Raw genomic sequence first — 17,014 nt, forward strand, 5'->3', positions numbered from 1 at the left:
CGGTCTCAATAGCTGGACAACTTGGCGAACCGGTCCTTGAGATAGCTCGTCGATCCCCAGCTCGCCTCAAGCACGCGCGCGCGCTTGAGGTAGAAGCCGATGTCGTATTCATCTGTCATGCCGATGCCGCCATGCAGCTGGATGCCCTGGTTGCTGATCACGTGCAGCACGCGGTTGGCTTCGGCCTTGGCGATCGTGGCCGCGCGGGCCACACCGAAGCCGCCATCGACCGCCTGCAGGCCAGCTTCCACCGCCGAGCGCATCTGCGCGAGATCGGCGAACAGGTCGGCCATGCGGTGCTGGAGCGACTGGAAGGTGGCGAGCACCTGGTTGAACTGCACGCGCTGCTTCAGATAATCGAGCGTGGTGTCGAACACCTGCTGCGCCATGCCGAGCATTTCGGCAGCCGCCAGCACGCGCGCCCGGTCGAGCACATCGTCGAGCAGCGTGTCGCCGCCGCCTTCGAGCTTGTCCGCAGCGGCGCCGTCAAACGCCACATCGGCATGGCTGCGCTGGTCGGTGAGCTTGCGTGTCGTCAGCGAAACGCCGTCACCCTTTTCGACCAGGTAGAGCCCGTCCCTGGCGGCGACCACGAACAGGTCGGCGCCATGCGCTTCGTGGACGAAGGCCTTCTTGCCCGACAGCTTGCCGCCCGACACGCTGGCCTCGATCGCGGAAGGATCGTGATGCGCACCTTCGTCGACGGCTAGCGTCGCCACCGTTTCACCGCTGGCGAGCCTGGGCAGCCACTTGGCTTTCTGTTCGTCGCTGCCGCCAAGGATGATCGCGCTCGCGGCGATCGTCGTCGCGACCAGCGGGCTGGCGGTCAGCGTCTTGCCCAGTTCCTCGACCACGAGGCCTGCCGACATGAAGCCGAAATCGGACCCGCCATGCGCTTCGGGGATGATCACCCCGGCCCACCCCATTTCCGCCATCGTGGCATAGGCTTCGGTATTGTAGGCCTGAGGTTCGCCGGCCGCACGGACCTTGCGAAATTCGGCCACCGGGCTTTCATTGGTCGCCCAGTCGCGCGCCATGTCGCGCAGCATTTCCTGTTCTTCGTTGAGAACTGCCATTGTCTGTGCTCCCCTATCTTACTGGTGGTCGAGCATGCCGAGCACACGCTTGGCGATGATGTTGTTCTGGATTTCGGTCGAGCCGCCGTAAATCGTGGTGGCCTTGCCGAAGAGCCAGCCGCGCACCGCCTCGAGTTCGCCGTCGGTGAATTCGTCGCCTTCCCAGCCGAGCCCCTGCAGGCCGCGGATCTCGATCAGCAGTTCGCTGCGTTCTTGGCTCAGCTTGGTGCCGAGCTTCTTGAGCACCGAGCTGATTTCCGACACGCCGCCCTGCGCCTTGCTTTCCTCCACTGCGCGGCGCGCGGTGAGCAGGAAGCTGTTCCAGCGGATTTCGAAGTCGGCGATCTTGTCGCGCAGGACCTTGTCGGCCAGTTCGCCATCGGCATCGGTCTTGCCGTAGCGCTTGGCAAGCTCGCCGAGGCTGCGGCCCATCATGCTGGCGAGGCGTCCGCCGCCCGAAATATTGGTCCGCTCGTGCTGGAGCAGGCGCTTGCCGATGGTCCAGCCCTGGCCTTCCTCGCCAACGAGGTTTTCCTTCGGCACCTTGACGTCGCTGAAGAAGGTTTCGCAGAACGGGCTGGTGCCGCTGATCATGGTGATCGGGCGCACTTCGACGCCGGGGGCATCCATGTCGATCAGCATGAAGCTGATGCCGCGGTGCTTGTCGCTCCTGTCGGTGCGGACGATGGCGAAGCACTTGTCCGCCCACTGGCCGCCGCTGGTCCAGGTCTTCTGGCCGTTGACGATGTAGTGATCGCCCTTGTCCTCGGCGAAGGTCTGCAAATTGGCGAGATCGGACCCGGCATTGGGTTCGCTATAGCCCTGACACCAGCGGATCTCGCCGCGGCAGATCGGCGGGATATGCTCCTGCTTCTGTTTCTCGCTGCCATACTCCAGCAGCGTCGGACCGAACATCATCACGCCCATGCCGCCGATCGGGTTGTAGGCGCCGGCCTTGGCGAATTCTTGCTCGACGATCTTGGCCTGCGCCTTGGTCAGGCCGCCCCCGCCATATTCCTTCGGCCATGTCGGGGTGCCCCATCCGCGCCCGCCCACGGCTTCGCGCCATTTGGTCTGCGCAGGCGTTTCGTCGGTCGGGCCGTCGACCCCGGCCAGCGCATTGGCCTTGCCTTTCAGTTCGGCAGGGAAATTGGCCGCGAGGAATTGCTGCACTTCGGTGCGGAATGCCTCCTCATCGGCATGAATGTCCGGTTCTAGCTGGGTTGCCATGGGTCTCTCCTCCTTCTCCGTCGCAGTGCATATCGCAAAGTTTACGCTTACGGAAATACGCTAGGGCATGCTTGACGAACGCTCCGCTTTGCGTCTCAAGCGCGCGGATGACCGATATTCAGCCTACCCGAATCCGCATGCGCAGCTGGCTGTTCGCTCCCGGCGACAGCGTGAAAAAGATGGCCAAGGCCGCCGAAGGCGACGCCGATATCGTGATCTTCGATCTCGAGGATGCGGTGGTCGAAAGCGGCAAGGAAGATGCGCGCGCGAGCATCGCCGAATTCCTGTCCGGCAAGAGCGAGGACGAACGCGCGCGTCTGTGGGTGCGGATCAACCCGCTCGACGGACCGTGGGCCGCCGACGATCTGGCCGCCGTCATACCCGCCCGGCCGGGCGGGATTATGTTGCCCAAGTCGCGTGGCCGCCACGATGTCGAAGAACTCGACCGGCTCATCACTCCGCTCGAACACGAGAACGGGATCGCGACCGGATCGACCCCGGTGATTGCACTGGTGACCGAAACCGCCGCGGCCATGTTCACCACCGGCGACTACGGCGGTGCGCCGCGCCTGGCGGCAATGACCTGGGGCGCGGAAGACCTGGCCGATTCGCTCGGCGCGCAGAGCAACAAGGATTTCGAAGGCGATTTCGCCTTTACCTACAAGCTGGCACGCAGCCTGTGCCTGCTGGGCGCCGCGGCGGCCGAAGTCGTGCCGGTGGAAACGATCGACACCAATTTCCGCGATCTCCAGGCGCTGCGAAAGCGCGCGATCGAGGTGCGCCGTCAAGGCTATCGCGGCATGCTGGCGATCCACCCGGCGCAGGTGCCGGTGATCAACGAAGCCTTCACTCCCTCCGATGAGGAAGTGGCCGAAGCGCGCGAGATCGTCGATCTGTTCGAAGCCAATCCCGGTGCCGGCACGATCGGCTGGAAGGGCGGCATGCTCGACCGCCCGCACCTGTCCCGCGCCCGGCAATTGCTGGCACAGGTAGAAGACTGATCAGCCGAGCCGGGCGACCTCTTCCAGCACCCGGTTGGCCCATTCGGTCCGGCAGATAAGCAGGTCGGGCATGTAGGTATCGCGCTGGTTATAGGTGAGCGGAGAGCCGTCGATCCGGCTGGCATGCAGGCCATGCGCAAGCGCCACCGCTGCGGGGGCGGCGCTGTCCCATTCGTACTGGCCGCCGGTGTGCAGGTAGATTTCCGCTTCGCCGCGGACAACGGCCATCGCCTTGGCCCCGGCGCTGCCCATGCCGACCAACTCGGCGCCGATCGTTTCCGCCACGCTGACCGCCTCGGCTGCCGGCCGCGTCCGGCTGACCACCATGCGAGGCGTTCCGGCTGCGTCGGGTACCGCGGCAGGCGTGTCGGTGCGCAGCACCAGGCCAAGACCGGGCAGGGCGACGGCCCCGATTTCGGGCCTGCCATCGGTGCATAGGGCGACATGCACGGCCCAGTCGGCGCGCTCCTCGCCATATTCGCGCGTGCCATCCACCGGATCGACGATCCACACGCGGCTCTTCGCCAGCCGTTCGTCGGTGTCCTTGCTTTCCTCGCTGAGCAGGCCGTCTTCCGGCCGCTGTTCGCGTAGCGCATGGACGAGGAACTGGTTGGCGGTCTCGTCGCCCGCCTTGCCCAGGCTCTTGCCCTGGAAGACCCCGCTACCGCGCACTTCGAGCAGGATCTTCCCGGCAACCTCGGCCAGGTGGGCGGCGAGTTCGGCATCGGTCATCACGGCAAGGTATTCCTGGCTGGTAAGGGTGGCCGACGCGCATGGCAGAGACCGCCCGCGCTGCGAACCCCCTAAGGCAGGCCAGATGCAACTTTGCCCGCCCCGCGCTGCAGCTTTCTCGCAGCTAAGGGCTTTGCGCGTCTCCATGGTTGCCCAAATGCCGGGGCGCGACTAGCTGGGAAGCCGATGTTCGATCCCCAGGCTTTCCGCGATGCGCTCGGCAGCTTCGTCACCGGCGTGACCATTGTGACCGCGCGCGACGAAGCAGGGCGGCCGTACGGGCTGACAGCGAACAGCTTCAATTCGGTCAGCCTTGATCCGCCGATGGTGCTGTGGAGCCTGTCGCTGCGCTCGGGCAGCCTCCCGGTCTTTCGCGATGCCGACAATTGGGCGGTGCACGTCCTTGCGGCGGATCAGCAGGCGATGTCCGACCGGTTCGCCCGCCCGGGCGATGGCAAGTTCGCCGGGGTCGAGGATGTCGATGGGCCGGAGGGCGCCCCGCTGCTGGCGGGTTATGCCGCTCGGTTCGGTTGCCGCGCGCGCTTCGAATATGAAGGCGGCGACCATGCGATCTTCCTCGGCGAAGTCGTCGACTTCGATCGGCGCGAGGCTGACCCGCTGATCTATCACGGCGGGCGCTACGGCCGCGTGATGCGGGCTCCGACCGGCGAAGACCTCGAACGCGAAGGGCTGGCCGAACACGCGGGCACCGGACTTTCCCTTACGGCGAGCGGGGCCGACCTGCTGGCCGCTCTCGAAGCTGTGGCGAAGCGCTAGACTCAGCGCGTTTGCGCCGATACCCGTTGCGAAAAGCAATCAAGGGAAGAGGCACAGCACATGAAAACCCGCATCACCGAAATGTTCGGCATCGAGCACCCCATCATCCAGGGCGGCATGCATTATGTCGGTTTCGCGGAAATGGCGGCCGCGGTTTCGAATGCGGGCGGGCTGGGCATCATCACCGGATTGACGCAGGGTACGCCCGAGAAGCTGGCGAACGAGATCGCGCGCTGCAAGGATATGACCGACAAGCCCTTTGGCGTGAACCTGACCTTCCTGCCGACGGTGAACGCGCCCGATTATCCCGGTCTGGTCAAGGCGATCATCGACGGCGGCGTCAAGGCGGTCGAGACCGCGGGCAACAATCCCGCACAGGTGCTGCCCTATTTCAAGGACGCCGGGGTCAAGGTGATCCACAAGTGCACCAGCGTGCGGCACAGCCTCAAGGCGCAGTCGATCGGCTGCGATGCGGTCAGCGTCGACGGCTTCGAATGCGGCGGGCATCCCGGCGAAGACGATATTCCCAACATGATCCTGCTGCCGCGCGCGGCGGATGAACTCGACATTCCTTTTGTCGCCAGCGGGGGCATGGCCGACGCACGCAGCCTCGTTGCCAGCCTGGCGATGGGCGCGGAAGGCATGAACATGGGCACGCGTTTCATCGCCACCCAGGAAGCGCCGGTGCACGAGAACGTGAAAAAGGCGATCGTCGCGGCGAGCGAGCTCGACACGCGGCTGGTCATGCGCCCGCTGCGCAACACCGAGCGCGTCATGACCAATGATGCCGTCGAACGCTTGCTGGAAAAGGAACGCAAGCTGGGCGACGACCTCAAGTTCGAGGACATCATCGAGGAAGTTGCGGGCGTCTATCCGCGGATCATGACCGAAGGCGACATGGATGCCGGCGCGTGGTCGTGCGGCATGGTGGCAGGTCTGATCAACGACATCCCGACCTGCAAGGAATTGATCGACGGCATAATGGCGGAAGCCGAAGTGCTCATCCGCCAGCGCCTTGCCGGCTTCCTCGACGCCTGAGAGGAGGACGGACCATGCTCGATACCAGCTATCGCACCGCCTATAACGACGATCACGAGGCCTTTCGCGACACCGTGCGCAAGGTCTTCGCCGAACATATGACGCCCTATCTCGACCAGCACGAGGAAGAGGGCATCGTCCCGCGTTCGGCGTGGAAGGCGCTGGGCGAGGCGGGCATGCTGTGCCCCACGGTAAAGGAAGAGAACGGCGGGCTCGGCCTCGATTTCGGCTTCAATTGCGTGTTGTGCGAGGAGCTGTCCTATCTCGGCAGTTCGGCCGGCTTCACGCTGCAGAACGATATCACTGCGAATTACATCGAACGCCTGGGCACCGAGGAACAGCGGGCGAAATACCTGCCCGGCATGGTCTCAGGCGATGTGATTTCGGCGATCGCAATGACCGAACCGGGCGCGGGCAGCGATCTGCAGGGCATCCGCACCACCGCGATCAAGGACGGCAATCACCTCGTGGTGAACGGGTCCAAGACCTACATCACCAATGGCCAGAACGCCGATGTCGTCATCGTGGTGGCCAAGACCGATCCCGCGCAGGGCGCCAAGGGCACCTCGCTGGTGCTGGTCGATGCCGGCACCGAAGGGTTCGAGCGCGGGCGCAATCTCGACAAGATCGGCCAGCATTCGGCGGATACCTCCGAACTGTTCTTCAACGATGTGCGTGTGCCGATGACCAATATCCTCGGCGGCGAGGGGCGCGGCTTCATCCATCTGATGGAAGAACTGCCGCAGGAACGGCTGGGCATCGCGGTGGGCGCGCAGGCCGCAGCGCAGCGCGCTTTCGACGAAGCGGTCAAGTTCACCAAGGACCGCAAGGCCTTCGGCAAGACGGTGTTCGAGTTCCAGAACACCAAATTCGTCCTCGCCGACCTCAAGGCCAAGATCCAGGTCGGCTGGGCGCATCTCGACTGGGCGATCAGGAAGCACCTTGCGGGCGAGCTCACCACCGACGAGGCCAGCGCGGCCAAGCTGTGGCATACCGACCTGCAATGGGAAGCCTGCGACATGGCGCTGCAACTGCATGGCGGGGCGGGTTACATGAACGAATATGCAATTGCCCGGCTGTGGCGCGATGCGCGTGTCACGCGCATCTTCGGCGGCACCAACGAGATCATGAAGGAAGTGATCAGCCGCTCGATCTGAGGAGCAATACCGCATGACCGATCCGCTCGACTTCTCCGGTAAGACCGTCCTCGTCGTGGGCGGGACGAGCGGGATCGGCAACGGCATTGCGCATGGCTTCCGCCAGCACGGGGCGCTGGTCCATGTCACCGGAACCCGCGCTGCGGCATCCGATTATGCGGCCTCCGAAGGCAGCGATCTGGCGGGGCTGACCTTCCACCGGCTCGACGTGTCGGACGCCTCCGCCACTGCCAGCTTTGAACTGCCCGAGCGGCTCGATGTCGTCGTGCTGTGCCAGGGCACGGTGCGCTATCGCCGCGAGGAATTCGAGCGCGAGGGCTGGGACGCGGTGATGGAGGTCAATCTCAACTCGCTGATGGATTGCGCGCGGATCGTCCGCCCCCGTCTGGCCGAGCAGGGCGGATCGCTGATCGTGGTCAGTTCGGTGGGCGCCTATCACGCCATGCTGGGCAACCCGGCCTATGCCGCCAGCAAGGCGGGTGCGGTCAGCCTGGTGGGCAGCCTCGCGCAGGCCTGGGCGGGAGAGGGCATTCGCGTCAACGGCATCGCGCCGGGCCTTGTCCCGACCAAGCTGACCAAGGTCACGACCGAGAACGAACAGCGCGCGGCAGGCGCGGTGGCGCGCATACCGGCAGGCCGGATGGGCACCCCGCAGGACATGGCCGGGGCGGCGTTGTTCCTTGCCTCGCCGCTGGCCGATTATATCGTCGGCCAGACCATACGCGTCGATGGCGGAATGACGCTCGCCTGAAACCGGCCTGCTCCTGAAAGGGGATACGATCATGGATTACGTCAATCTCGGGCCTTCGGGCCTCAAGGTTTCGCGGCTGTGCCTCGGCTGCATGAGCTATGGCGACACCAGCAAGGGCTGGCATGGCGACTGGGTGCTTTCGGAGAACGAAAGCCGTCCCTTCATCCGCGAAGCGGTGGAGGCGGGGATCAACTTCTTCGATACGGCGAACATGTATTCGCGCGGCGCCTCGGAAGAAGTGATCGGGCGCTTGCTGCCCGAATTCGCGCGGCGCGACGAGATCGTGGTCGCCACCAAGGCCTTCCTGCCCTGGCAGCAGGCCCCCAATGCTGGCGGGCTGTCGCGCAAGGCGCTGATGCAGGCGGTGGACGACAGCCTGACGCGGCTGGGCATGGACTATGTCGATCTCTACCAGATCCACCGCTGGGACGATGCCACGCCGATCGAGGAAACGATGGAGGCGCTGCACGACATCGTGAAGGCGGGCAAGGCGCGCTATATCGGCGCCTCGTCGATGTTCGCCTGGCAGTTCGCCAAGGCGCAGGAAGTGGCCCGCGCGAATGGCTGGACGCGGTTCATCTCGATGCAGAATCACGTCAATCTGCTCTACCGCGAGGAAGAGCGCGAAATGCTGCCGCTCTGCGCCGATCAGGGCATCGGCATCATTCCGTGGAGCCCGCTGGCGCGTGGTAAGCTTGCCCGCGCATGGGACGAAACCACCGTGCGCAGCGAGACCGACGGCTTCGGCAAGCTGCTCTATCGCCAGCAGGAAGAGGCGGATCGCGCAATCGTAGAAACCGTTGGTGCGATTGCCGCGGAACGGGATGTATCGCGCGCGAGCGTGGCTCTCGCCTGGCATTTCGCCAAAGGCGTGACCGCACCGATCATCGGAGCGACCAAGCCCGGTCATATCGACGCCGCCTGCGCGGCGATGGAACTGGCACTGACCGAGGACGAAGTTCGCCGGCTGGAAGAGCCCTACCTGCCGAAGAACCCGGTCGGCGTGGCCTCCACCGTGGCCCGCGACTGGTCGCTCACGATCGCCAGACCGTAAGACGCGGCGCATTTTGCGCCGCAGTGTTACAAACGCGCAGACGAGGTCACATACGAGTCATATGACTGCGGCATCGCTGCCACCTCACTGGTGGGGTGACGGCTGCGTGCGTACGATCAACATATTCCTGACCGACCCGATGGCAGGCGATTTGCCAGACTTCGAGAACGGCGATCTGTGCTACGCCTTCGCGCGGCTTTATCCCGATGGACCGCGGCGGCTGGTCGAAGGACCTGTCTGCGCTTTCGTCGACTGGGTGATGGATGATCTCTCGGGGCTTGAGATGTGCCGGCGGCTGCGTTCCGACCCGCGAATGCAGGATGCCCACATCACCATCGTGCTCGAGGAAGACGATGCGCAGGACAAGCGCCGCGCGCTCCGCGCCGGGGCCGACGACTACATCACCGGCCCGATTGATCGCACGATGGTGCTCGATCGCGTGATGGCGCTGCAGATGGGCGGCGCACAGCCACGCGTCAACGAACGGCTCGAACTGGGCGCGCTGCTGGTCGATCTCGCGGCCTTGCAAGCGCGGTGGAACGGCCGGGCGCTGGATCTGCGGCCCAACGAATTCCGTCTGCTGCATTTCCTCGCACAGAACCCCGACCGTGTGCTGTCGCGCGGCGATCTGATCGCGGCGCTGGGAAAGCAGGAGCCGCCGATCGACGAGCGCACCGTGGATGTCTGGGTCGGCCGGTTGCGCCGCGCGCTGCGCAAGGTCGGGGCGGGCGAACGCGTGCGGACGGTGCGCTCGCTGGGATATGTGTACGACAGCTACGATTGAGCGCCGGGCGATAGCAGTCTGTCGGTTAGCGACGCGATTACCGGCGTTCATCGCTTTCACAGCGGAGCCCCGATTGACGGCTCAATATATGTTCCATATACGGACCGTATATTACTTGAGCTGGAACGGACGCTATGGGCATCGTGAAGATAGACGAAGAGCTGCACGAGGACGTGCGAAACGCTAGCGCGGTCATGTGTCGATCGATCAATGCGCAAGCCGAATTCTGGATGAAGATAGGGAGGCTCGCCGAAGCCAACCCGACCCTGTCGTTCAGCGATATCGTCAAGCAGGAACTCTTGCTTGCTCCGGACACTCGTCGCGACCAGCGGACTGCTGCCTGAAATGGTAAAGACTTCCGATGAAATTGCGCTCATGCGCAATTCCGGTCGTCTGCTTGCCTCGGTTTTCGAGATGCTGGACGGGCTCGATCTTGCCGGCATGTCGACCATGCAGATCAACGATTTGGTCGAGCGCTACATCACCGTCGACCTCGCCGCACGGCCAGCCAGCAAAGGGCAATATGGCTTCGAATTCGTGCTCAACTGCTCGATCAATGAAGTCGTCTGTCATGGTGTGCCCGACCCCGAGACGATCGTACGGGATGGTGACCTTATCAACCTCGATATCACGTTGGAGAAAGATGGTTTCATTGCCGACTCCAGCAAGACCTATGTGGTCGGAAACGCTTCCGGCGCTGCGAAAAGGCTCGTGCGTATCGCTCGCGATGCCATGTGGGCGGGGATAAGGCAGGTCCGGCCCGGTGCCCATCTGGGCGACATCGGCTCCGCTATCGAAAAACACGCGAAAAAGAACGGATGCTCCGTGGTACGGGAATATTGCGGCCATGGTATCGGCCGCGAAATGCACGAGGAACCGCAAGTCCTGAATTTCGGCCGCCGCGGAAGAGGCATGCGACTGCGTGAAGGCATGACCTTCACGATCGAACCAATGGTCAACCTGGGCAGCCGTCAGATATTCACCCGCGATGATGGATGGACCGTGGTCACCAGGGATGGAAAACTGTCAGCCCAATTCGAGCATACGGTTGCTGTGACCGCAGATGGGGTCGAAGTGCTGACCTTGCGCCATGACGAACTGGCACCGGCCTAGGATCGGTCGGGCTGGCGCCGGTCCTAAGTTTAGGACTGCCTTCCACCCCAACTTCAGCCGCGCATCAACGAAAAAGGGCCACCCGAAAGCGGCCCTTTCCGAGGGAGATGTGTGTGTGTGTGTGTGTGTAATCAGAACTCGGCAGATACCGACAGGCTGAAGCTGCGTCCGACGTCGTAGCTGTTGTTCTCGATCCGCGTGGTGCCGGTGGTCTGGTATTCGAAATGGTCGCGGCCCGTCAGGTTGCGCGCCTCGAACTTCACTTCCATGTCGGTGCCGGCCAGTTCGAAACCCTGCCGCGCGACGAAGTCGATCGTCAGGTCGGGGTCCTCGAGGATGTCCGGGCGCGACAGCGTGCTGCGGCTGATCACGCGCTTGCTGCCGTAATTGAACAGGAAGGTCATCTGGCTGACGCGGTCGAGGTCTTCGAGCCCCAGCTGGATGTTGGCGATATGGTCCGACTGACCGGTAAGAGCGGTACCGTCCTCGAAGAAGTTGGACGCCGACTGCAGGCCGCCCAGTTCGGGGACATTGACCTGGTCGCCCGTCTGCACGCTGATGTCGGACTGGGTGTAAGTGTAGTTGGCAATCGCGACGAAGCGCTTGCTGTCCCACCAGTCGCCCAGCGTGTAGAGGTCCTTGTTCCACTGGACTTCGACTTCCGCACCGTAGAGTTCAGCCTGGGGCGCATTGGCGAAGCGGCTAACCACGGTGTTGTCGTTGAAGCTCGAAAACACCTCGATCGGGTTCTCGATGTCCTTGTAGAACCCGGCGAGGCTGAACTTGCTGCCCGAGCCCCAGTAATATTCGACGCGGGCTTCGTAATTGGTCAGCTCGCTATCCACCAGCCCGGGGTTGCCGGTGAACTGGCGGTTGCTTTCCGGATCGTAATAGGTCTGCAGGATCAGCTCGCGGAACTGGGGGCGCGCGATGGTCTTGGACGCATTGAAACGCGCCTGCAGGCTGTCGGCGATTTCCCAGGTCAGCGTGGCTGCGGGCAGCCAGTAATCGTTGTTCAGCAGCGTGGCATTGGCCGATCCGCTGGGCAGGCCGTCGAGCCCGAGCGGCACGACTTGCTGCGTCGCGTCTTCGTAGCGCACACCCGCATCGAGCGAGACCCCGGCAAGCGGTTCGATCCGCGCCTGCGCATAGCCAGCCTTGATCTCGAGCCCGGCGGAAAACGCCGGATCGGCGGCGGTGGTATCGATAATGGTGTAGGAGAACGGCCCGATCCCGCCGGCAGTCTGCGCTTCCGTATCGTAACCCAGCGCGATCAGCGCATCGCCCAGCAGATTGTCGGGGCGCAGCGCGCCGAACGCCAGCGGGTAATCGCCCGTCGTGCGAATGTCGAATTCGCGGCGCCGCGACAGGCGTTCGGTGTCGGTATAGGCGCCGCCCACCGTCACGCCGAGCCAGTTGGCCAGCTGGTAACTGACATCGAGACCGCCGTAATAGAGGTCTTCGGTCAGGTCGGAGAACGCCACCGTGGTGCGACCACGCTGCCCTCCGTTCTGCAGGTTGAGATAGATGTCGTCGAACCCGCCCGAGGGATTGAGGTCGCGCGAATAGACGAATTCCCATTCGTTCGGCGCTTCGCGCTGCGTCTGGGCATAACCGCCGCGCAGGTCGATCGACAAATCGCCGAATTCGAGTTCGCCGACGAACTGCGTGTCGAGCAGCTGGCGTTCGTACCAGCCGGTGTTCTGGAACAGATCGTCATCGTCGTCGGTCAGGTCGGAAATCTGCGCCAGCGACGCGCGCTTGAGCAGAATCGCGGATGTAGAGGTTCGTCAGGCGGAAGCGGTGCTCGCCCACTTCGAGCCCGAAACCGAGCATGGCATTGGCGAGGATCCGCTGGTCGGTCTGGAACTGGTTGCCCGTCTGGTCGAGGTCGAGATCGCCGTTCAGCGCGGCCTGCCGCGTGATGAAGCGATTGCGGTACTTGTTGCTGAGCGAGGCAGTGGCGATCACGCCGAACCGGCCATCGGAGAAGACATCGACACTGGTGCCCGCGGTGATGCCGCCCGACCAGTTGACGGGCAGTTCATCGGTGCTCTGCAGGAGGATCAGATTGGGATCGCCCAGTTCGGTCAGGATGGCCTGCTGGTCCACGCCGGGGTCGTTGAGCGACTGCCCGCTGTCGAGGAAGGATCGCAGGTTGGGGCCGGGGTCGCGGCGCCCATCGTCGAAGCCGAACCAGTCGTAATCGGACCCGTAATAGGTGTAGCCCGTGCCGAAGGTGGTTTCGGTGTCGCCCGAAATACCCGCGCTGACCTTGACGAAGCTCTCATCAGGCACCGCGCGGGTCGTCAGATTGATGACGCCGCCGCCGAATTCGCCGGGGAAGTTGGCCGAATAGGTCTTCTGCACCAGGCTCGAGGCGATGACGCTGGTGGGGAAGATGTCGAGCGGGACCACGCGGCTGAGCGGCTGCGGCGAGGGCAGCGGCAGGCCATTGAGCAGCGCGAGCGAGTAGCGATCGCCCAGGCCGCGGACATAGACGAGGCCGTTGCCCACGGTCGACAGGCCGGTGACGCGGGTCAGCGCGCCGGCGATGTCGCCTTCGCCCGTCCGCGCAATGCTGGCGCTGTCGAGCACCGAGACGACCTGCGACGAGGCGCGGGTGACGTCCTGCCGGCGGCGACCGGTGACGACGATTGCGCCCCCGGGGACCGAAATATCGGTTTCCTCGAACGCTTCCTCCTGCGGCGTGTCGTCGATGCCCTCGGCCTGCTGCGCCATGATGGCGTCGGTGGCGGGATCTTCATCGGCGGGTACGCCTTCGGCGCCGGTGCTCGCTGCCTGGGCGAATGCGGCCCCGGCAGGGAAGGTGAGCGCGGTGGAGAGCAGGAGCAGCGCGGAAAGCTGCTTGCCGGTCGACATGGTTCGAGACCCCCTCATATTCAGGTCTTAAAAACTGTGCTGGAGCCCTGCGAAGGCGCCGATGCGAAATGCGAAACCGGCCGCGGGACGCGCGGAATGCGCGCCCCGCAGCCGTCGATGCGGATCAGTAGACCGGGAGGCTGCTGCAGTCGGAGACCGCGGCATCGAAGGTCACCGTTGCCGAATTGCAGGTCCAGCCCTGGATCCAGGTGTCGTTGCCCGGATAGACCGCGCCGATGTTGGTGGGGGTCTGGAAGAACGACGAGATCGCGGTCGGATCGAACACGGCGACACCGTTCTCGTTGGTGCCGTTTACGAAGCCCATCGACAGCGTGTTGGTGAAATTGGCATCGTTGTTCGAACCGGCGTTGAAGCGCGTTTCGATCTGCGCCGCGGTCACCCCGCCCGAACTGTCGCGGAAGTCCACCGAGCAATCGAGCACGAAGGAATTGAACACCACCGGGCCGGCTTCGTCGATCGCACCATTGGCAGCGCGGTTCAGCGTTTCGGGATTGTCGATGCGCAGGCACGGCGTGGAGCCTTCATTGTCGACCAGGACCGAATTGACGATCGTGTAGTCGGCGAAACCGCGGATACGGATCGCCTGGTCGCCAGTGCCGCTGTTGGCGATGAAGGTGGCGTTCGAGATGCGCGTGTTCTGGCGCGGGGTGTCTTCTTCGAGACCGTTCGACGAGTCGGCTTCGATGATCGTGTCGCCGACGCCGGGGCGCTGGATGGCGATCACGTTCTGCATGTCGACCTTGACGCCGGTGTCGGTGTCGAGGCTGTCGTCTTCGGCGCCGACCACGATCAGGTTGCGCAGGTTGAACTGGCCGCCGAAGAATTCGACGCCGTCATCCGAGCTGTTGTAGCTCATGATGTTGCTGAGCTGCGTGCCCGAACCGGTGCCGCCGGTGGTGAGCGCCTGCAGTTCGCTGTCGCCCGACAGGACGAAGCCCGAGTAGCGGATCTGGACGTAGCTCATGCTGCCCGAGCTGTCGGTCGGGGTCGCGCCGCCGAACAGGGCCGGCTGCGCGGCGCCTTCGACCTGGCGTTCGCAGGCGGTGGTGCCCGGGGTTGCGCCCGGGGCGATGCAATCGGTTACCGGAGCGCGGCCCGACAGGACGACGCCGCCCCACTGGCCCGAGGAATTGGCCGTGTTCAGCCCCTGCACATTGTCGCGGCTGGTGAAGATGATCGGACGCGCGGCAGTCCCGTTCGCATTGATCGTGTTGCCGCGGTTGACGTTCAGCCAGCCGGAGCCCGACGAGAACAGGATCACGCCTGGTTCGATCGTCAGTTCGACGTCGGTGTCCGCGCCGGTATCGGCAGCCCCGCCGTCGGTGCCGACATCGACGCGGCCGTCGATGCGGTAAAGCAGGCCTTCGATGTAGGGCAGGGTCGACGAAGCGGTGAAGCGCGCGGGCAGGGTGCAGACGCGGTATTCGCCGGTGGGGCCGGTGATGGTGTTGCCATCGGTCAGGCCGACCGGGTCTGAAATGGTCGGGCAGCCCGCGGCCGGGGTCACCAGCGTCGACGTCGGGGTCGGCGTGGGGGTCGGCGTCGGGGCCGGGGTCGGGTTGTTGATGATCACGTCACCGCCGGTACCCGGCGAGACGATTTCGTCGGCGCCGCAGCTGGCAAGAGCCAGTGCAGAGCAGCCAAGGACGAGCGAACGATGGAAATTGGTCACGGGTAACGGTCCCCTCAAAAACCGGATGAATCGGATGCGAAATCTCGGATCGCGAATCCCCCGCTAGGGATCGTTCGTGACAGTTTTTGTCGAAAGATGACCGTTGTGTTGCAGAACCTCGGATCATTCCGGGCGGTCTCGCCGAAATGGCGGAAAACCGTTTCCGCGGGGTCGGATTACGGTTTTATGACAAAGTTACAGATTTGTTGCAGTTGGCAGGGCCGGGGTTCAAACATGCACTCACAACATAAAAGGAGAGCTGTCATGGCGATCATTACCAGCGTTGCCCTCGTCCTTCTCGCGCAGGGCCCTGTTGCCACCGCGCAGGCCCCGGACACCGCGTTCGACGTCGGCTATGAAGAACTGGTGGCCAACGACAATGCCGCAGCGCGGCAGGCCATTGAGAATTGCGACGAACTGGCCGCGAACGATCCGGCACGCCTGATCAACCACGGTATCGCGCTCGCGCGGATGGGCAATTACGATGCGGCCCGCACCGAATTCGCTACCGCTGCGAACATGCGCAGCAGCGTCGAGCTCGAGACCGCCACTGGCGAATGGGTCGATTCCCGCCGGCTTGCCCGCAAGGCGCTGGCCATGCTCGAGCAGGGCGAATTCGCACGCTATTACGCGCTATCGCTCCGCTGATCTTCGCAACGGCCGAGCCGCAGGGCCCGCCTTCCACAGGGAGGCGGGCTTTTTCATGCAGTCACCGGATCCAGCCCTCACTCATTCGCCGCTTCGTCACGTTCTTGTCATGAAACGTGCCCAGACGCGGTGGGACGGAGGGTGCAATGATTCTCGCACGCTGGGCCTTGGCAATCGGTTTGTCCTGCGCCGCGCTTCCCGCCCTTGATGCAAGGGCGGATGTCTTGGAGATTGATGCGGACGGTGCGCGCTGGGTAACCGGCGCAGGCCGCGCGCAACCGGCTGCGCCCGATGAATCGATGACCTTTGGCACGGCCGAGGTCCCGGGCGACATCGTCGTGCCCGACATCGCCGTGGCGGACCCGGTCCGCCACGCGCGGCTGGTGCCCCAGGACTACCAGGCCAAGGTCGCCGAACTCGCCGGACGCTTCGATCTCAGCCCGACTTTGATCGAGGCGCTGGTGTGGCAGGAAAGCCGCTGGCGCGCGAATGCAGTATCGCCGGTGGGCGCGCGCGGACTGGCACAGCTCATGCCCGGCACGGCGCGCGATCTGGGCGTCGACCCCGACGATCCCTTCGCCAATCTCGAAGGCGGCGCGCGTTACCTGCGCGAACAGCTCGACCGGTTCGACGGCGATCTCGAGAAGGCGCTTGCCGCCTACAATGCCGGGCCCGGGCGGGTGATCCGCGCCGGCGGTGTCCCGCGCATCCGCGAAACGCAGCTTTACGTGGCGGCCATCATGGGCCGCCTGTCCGATCATTCACGGGAGTAATCAATTGAGTCGCAAGTTCACCCTTCCGGCAGTTCTGGCCGCCTTCCTGACCCCCAGCGCTGCTTTCGCGCAGGCTGCCGATCCCGCGGGTTCGGGGCCGATCGTCGCCGCGCTCGGCTGGCTTCAGGGCACGCTGCTTGGCAATGTCGCAACGGCGGTGGCAGTTATGGCGGTTGCCGCAGTCGGCTTCATGATGCTGACCGGCCGCCTCAACTGGCGTTTCGGGGCGACCGTGATCATCGGCGTCTTCATCCTGTTCGGCGCGGCATCCATCGTGGCCGGCATCCAGGGCGTGGCCGCGTGA

Annotated in this window: 18 protein-coding genes; 12 read left to right on the forward strand and 6 right to left on the reverse strand. The window is 64.3% G+C overall.

The window, feature by feature from the left end; all coding sequences use genetic code 11:
- Window positions 1-5: 5 nt before the first annotated feature.
- Both WKH79_RS00335 and WKH79_RS00340 read right to left on the reverse strand, forming a co-directional pair.
- Window positions 6-1,076 carry an acyl-CoA dehydrogenase family protein gene (locus WKH79_RS00335; RefSeq protein ID WP_341859266.1) on the reverse strand — a complete coding sequence of 357 codons (1,071 nt, stop codon included), beginning with the start codon at window positions 1,074-1,076 and terminating at the stop codon, window positions 6-8.
- Between the two features lie 18 nt (window positions 1,077-1,094).
- Complete coding sequence (locus WKH79_RS00340) at window positions 1,095-2,306, reverse strand: acyl-CoA dehydrogenase family protein (RefSeq protein ID WP_341859267.1); 1,212 nt, start codon at window positions 2,304-2,306, stop codon at window positions 1,095-1,097.
- 107 nt (window positions 2,307-2,413) lie between these two features.
- On the opposite strand from WKH79_RS00340, the gene WKH79_RS00345 reads away from it, so the two are divergent.
- Window positions 2,414-3,307 (forward strand): CoA ester lyase, encoded by an 894-nt coding sequence (locus WKH79_RS00345; protein ID WP_341859268.1) that lies wholly within the window; start codon window positions 2,414-2,416, stop codon window positions 3,305-3,307.
- Here the strand turns inward: WKH79_RS00345 and WKH79_RS00350 are convergent, their stop codons facing one another.
- Window positions 3,308-4,039: a 3'(2'),5'-bisphosphate nucleotidase CysQ gene (locus tag WKH79_RS00350; protein WP_341859269.1), complete on the reverse strand. Its 732-nt coding sequence runs from the start codon at window positions 4,037-4,039 to the stop codon at window positions 3,308-3,310. It abuts the gene before it with no gap.
- 186 nt (window positions 4,040-4,225) lie between these two features.
- Between WKH79_RS00350 and WKH79_RS00355 the strand changes: the two genes are divergently transcribed.
- From WKH79_RS00355 to map, 8 genes are all read left to right on the forward strand, one after another.
- Entirely contained in the window at window positions 4,226-4,816 is a 591-nt protein-coding gene (locus WKH79_RS00355) for a flavin reductase family protein (RefSeq protein WP_341859270.1), read from the forward strand.
- Between the two features lie 60 nt (window positions 4,817-4,876).
- Window positions 4,877-5,854: a nitronate monooxygenase family protein gene (locus tag WKH79_RS00360; protein WP_050600116.1), complete on the forward strand. Its 978-nt coding sequence runs from the start codon at window positions 4,877-4,879 to the stop codon at window positions 5,852-5,854.
- 14 nt (window positions 5,855-5,868) lie between these two features.
- Entirely contained in the window at window positions 5,869-7,011 is a 1,143-nt protein-coding gene (locus tag WKH79_RS00365) for an acyl-CoA dehydrogenase family protein (RefSeq protein ID WP_050600117.1), read from the forward strand.
- 13 nt (window positions 7,012-7,024) lie between these two features.
- Window positions 7,025-7,762 carry an SDR family oxidoreductase gene (locus WKH79_RS00370; RefSeq protein ID WP_341859271.1) on the forward strand — a complete coding sequence of 246 codons (738 nt, stop codon included), beginning with the start codon at window positions 7,025-7,027 and terminating at the stop codon, window positions 7,760-7,762.
- A gap of 31 nt (window positions 7,763-7,793) precedes the next feature.
- Complete coding sequence (locus tag WKH79_RS00375; protein WP_341859272.1) at window positions 7,794-8,816, forward strand: aldo/keto reductase; 1,023 nt, start codon at window positions 7,794-7,796, stop codon at window positions 8,814-8,816.
- 106 nt (window positions 8,817-8,922) lie between these two features.
- Complete coding sequence (locus WKH79_RS00380; RefSeq protein ID WP_050600120.1) at window positions 8,923-9,600, forward strand: response regulator transcription factor; 678 nt, start codon at window positions 8,923-8,925, stop codon at window positions 9,598-9,600.
- 134 nt (window positions 9,601-9,734) lie between these two features.
- Window positions 9,735-9,944: a ParD-like family protein gene (locus WKH79_RS00385; protein ID WP_341859273.1), complete on the forward strand. Its 210-nt coding sequence runs from the start codon at window positions 9,735-9,737 to the stop codon at window positions 9,942-9,944.
- A gap of 1 nt (window position 9,945) precedes the next feature.
- Entirely contained in the window at window positions 9,946-10,713 is a 768-nt protein-coding gene (gene map, locus WKH79_RS00390; RefSeq protein ID WP_063512090.1) for a type I methionyl aminopeptidase, read from the forward strand.
- A gap of 131 nt (window positions 10,714-10,844) precedes the next feature.
- Here the strand turns inward: map and WKH79_RS00395 are convergent, their stop codons facing one another.
- The 3 genes from WKH79_RS00395 to WKH79_RS00405 form a co-directional block, all read right to left on the reverse strand.
- Window positions 10,845-12,350 (reverse strand): TonB-dependent receptor, encoded by a 1,506-nt coding sequence (locus WKH79_RS00395; protein WP_341859274.1) that lies wholly within the window; start codon window positions 12,348-12,350, stop codon window positions 10,845-10,847.
- A gap of 79 nt (window positions 12,351-12,429) precedes the next feature.
- A complete protein-coding gene (locus WKH79_RS00400) occupies window positions 12,430-13,596 on the reverse strand; it encodes a TonB-dependent receptor plug domain-containing protein (RefSeq protein WP_341859275.1) in 1,167 nt (388 codons plus the stop codon).
- A gap of 124 nt (window positions 13,597-13,720) precedes the next feature.
- Window positions 13,721-15,289, reverse strand: coding sequence for a hypothetical protein (locus WKH79_RS00405; RefSeq protein ID WP_063507086.1), 1,569 nt, complete (start codon window positions 15,287-15,289; stop codon window positions 13,721-13,723).
- A 264-nt stretch (window positions 15,290-15,553) separates the two neighbouring features.
- Between WKH79_RS00405 and WKH79_RS00410 the strand changes: the two genes are divergently transcribed.
- From WKH79_RS00410 to WKH79_RS00420, 3 genes are all read left to right on the forward strand, one after another.
- Entirely contained in the window at window positions 15,554-15,937 is a 384-nt protein-coding gene (locus tag WKH79_RS00410; protein WP_050600123.1) for a hypothetical protein, read from the forward strand.
- Between the two features lie 146 nt (window positions 15,938-16,083).
- Window positions 16,084-16,710, forward strand: a complete 627-nt coding sequence (locus WKH79_RS00415) for a lytic transglycosylase domain-containing protein (RefSeq protein WP_063507087.1) — start codon at window positions 16,084-16,086, stop codon at window positions 16,708-16,710.
- 4 nt (window positions 16,711-16,714) lie between these two features.
- On the forward strand, window positions 16,715-17,014 hold the full coding sequence (locus tag WKH79_RS00420) for a TrbC/VirB2 family protein (protein ID WP_156488709.1): 300 nt from the start codon (window positions 16,715-16,717) through the stop codon (window positions 17,012-17,014).

Origin of the sequence: Qipengyuania sp. GPGPB31 (assembly GCF_038396345.1) — a bacterium.
Lineage (GTDB): Bacteria > Pseudomonadota > Alphaproteobacteria > Sphingomonadales > Sphingomonadaceae > Qipengyuania > Qipengyuania citrea.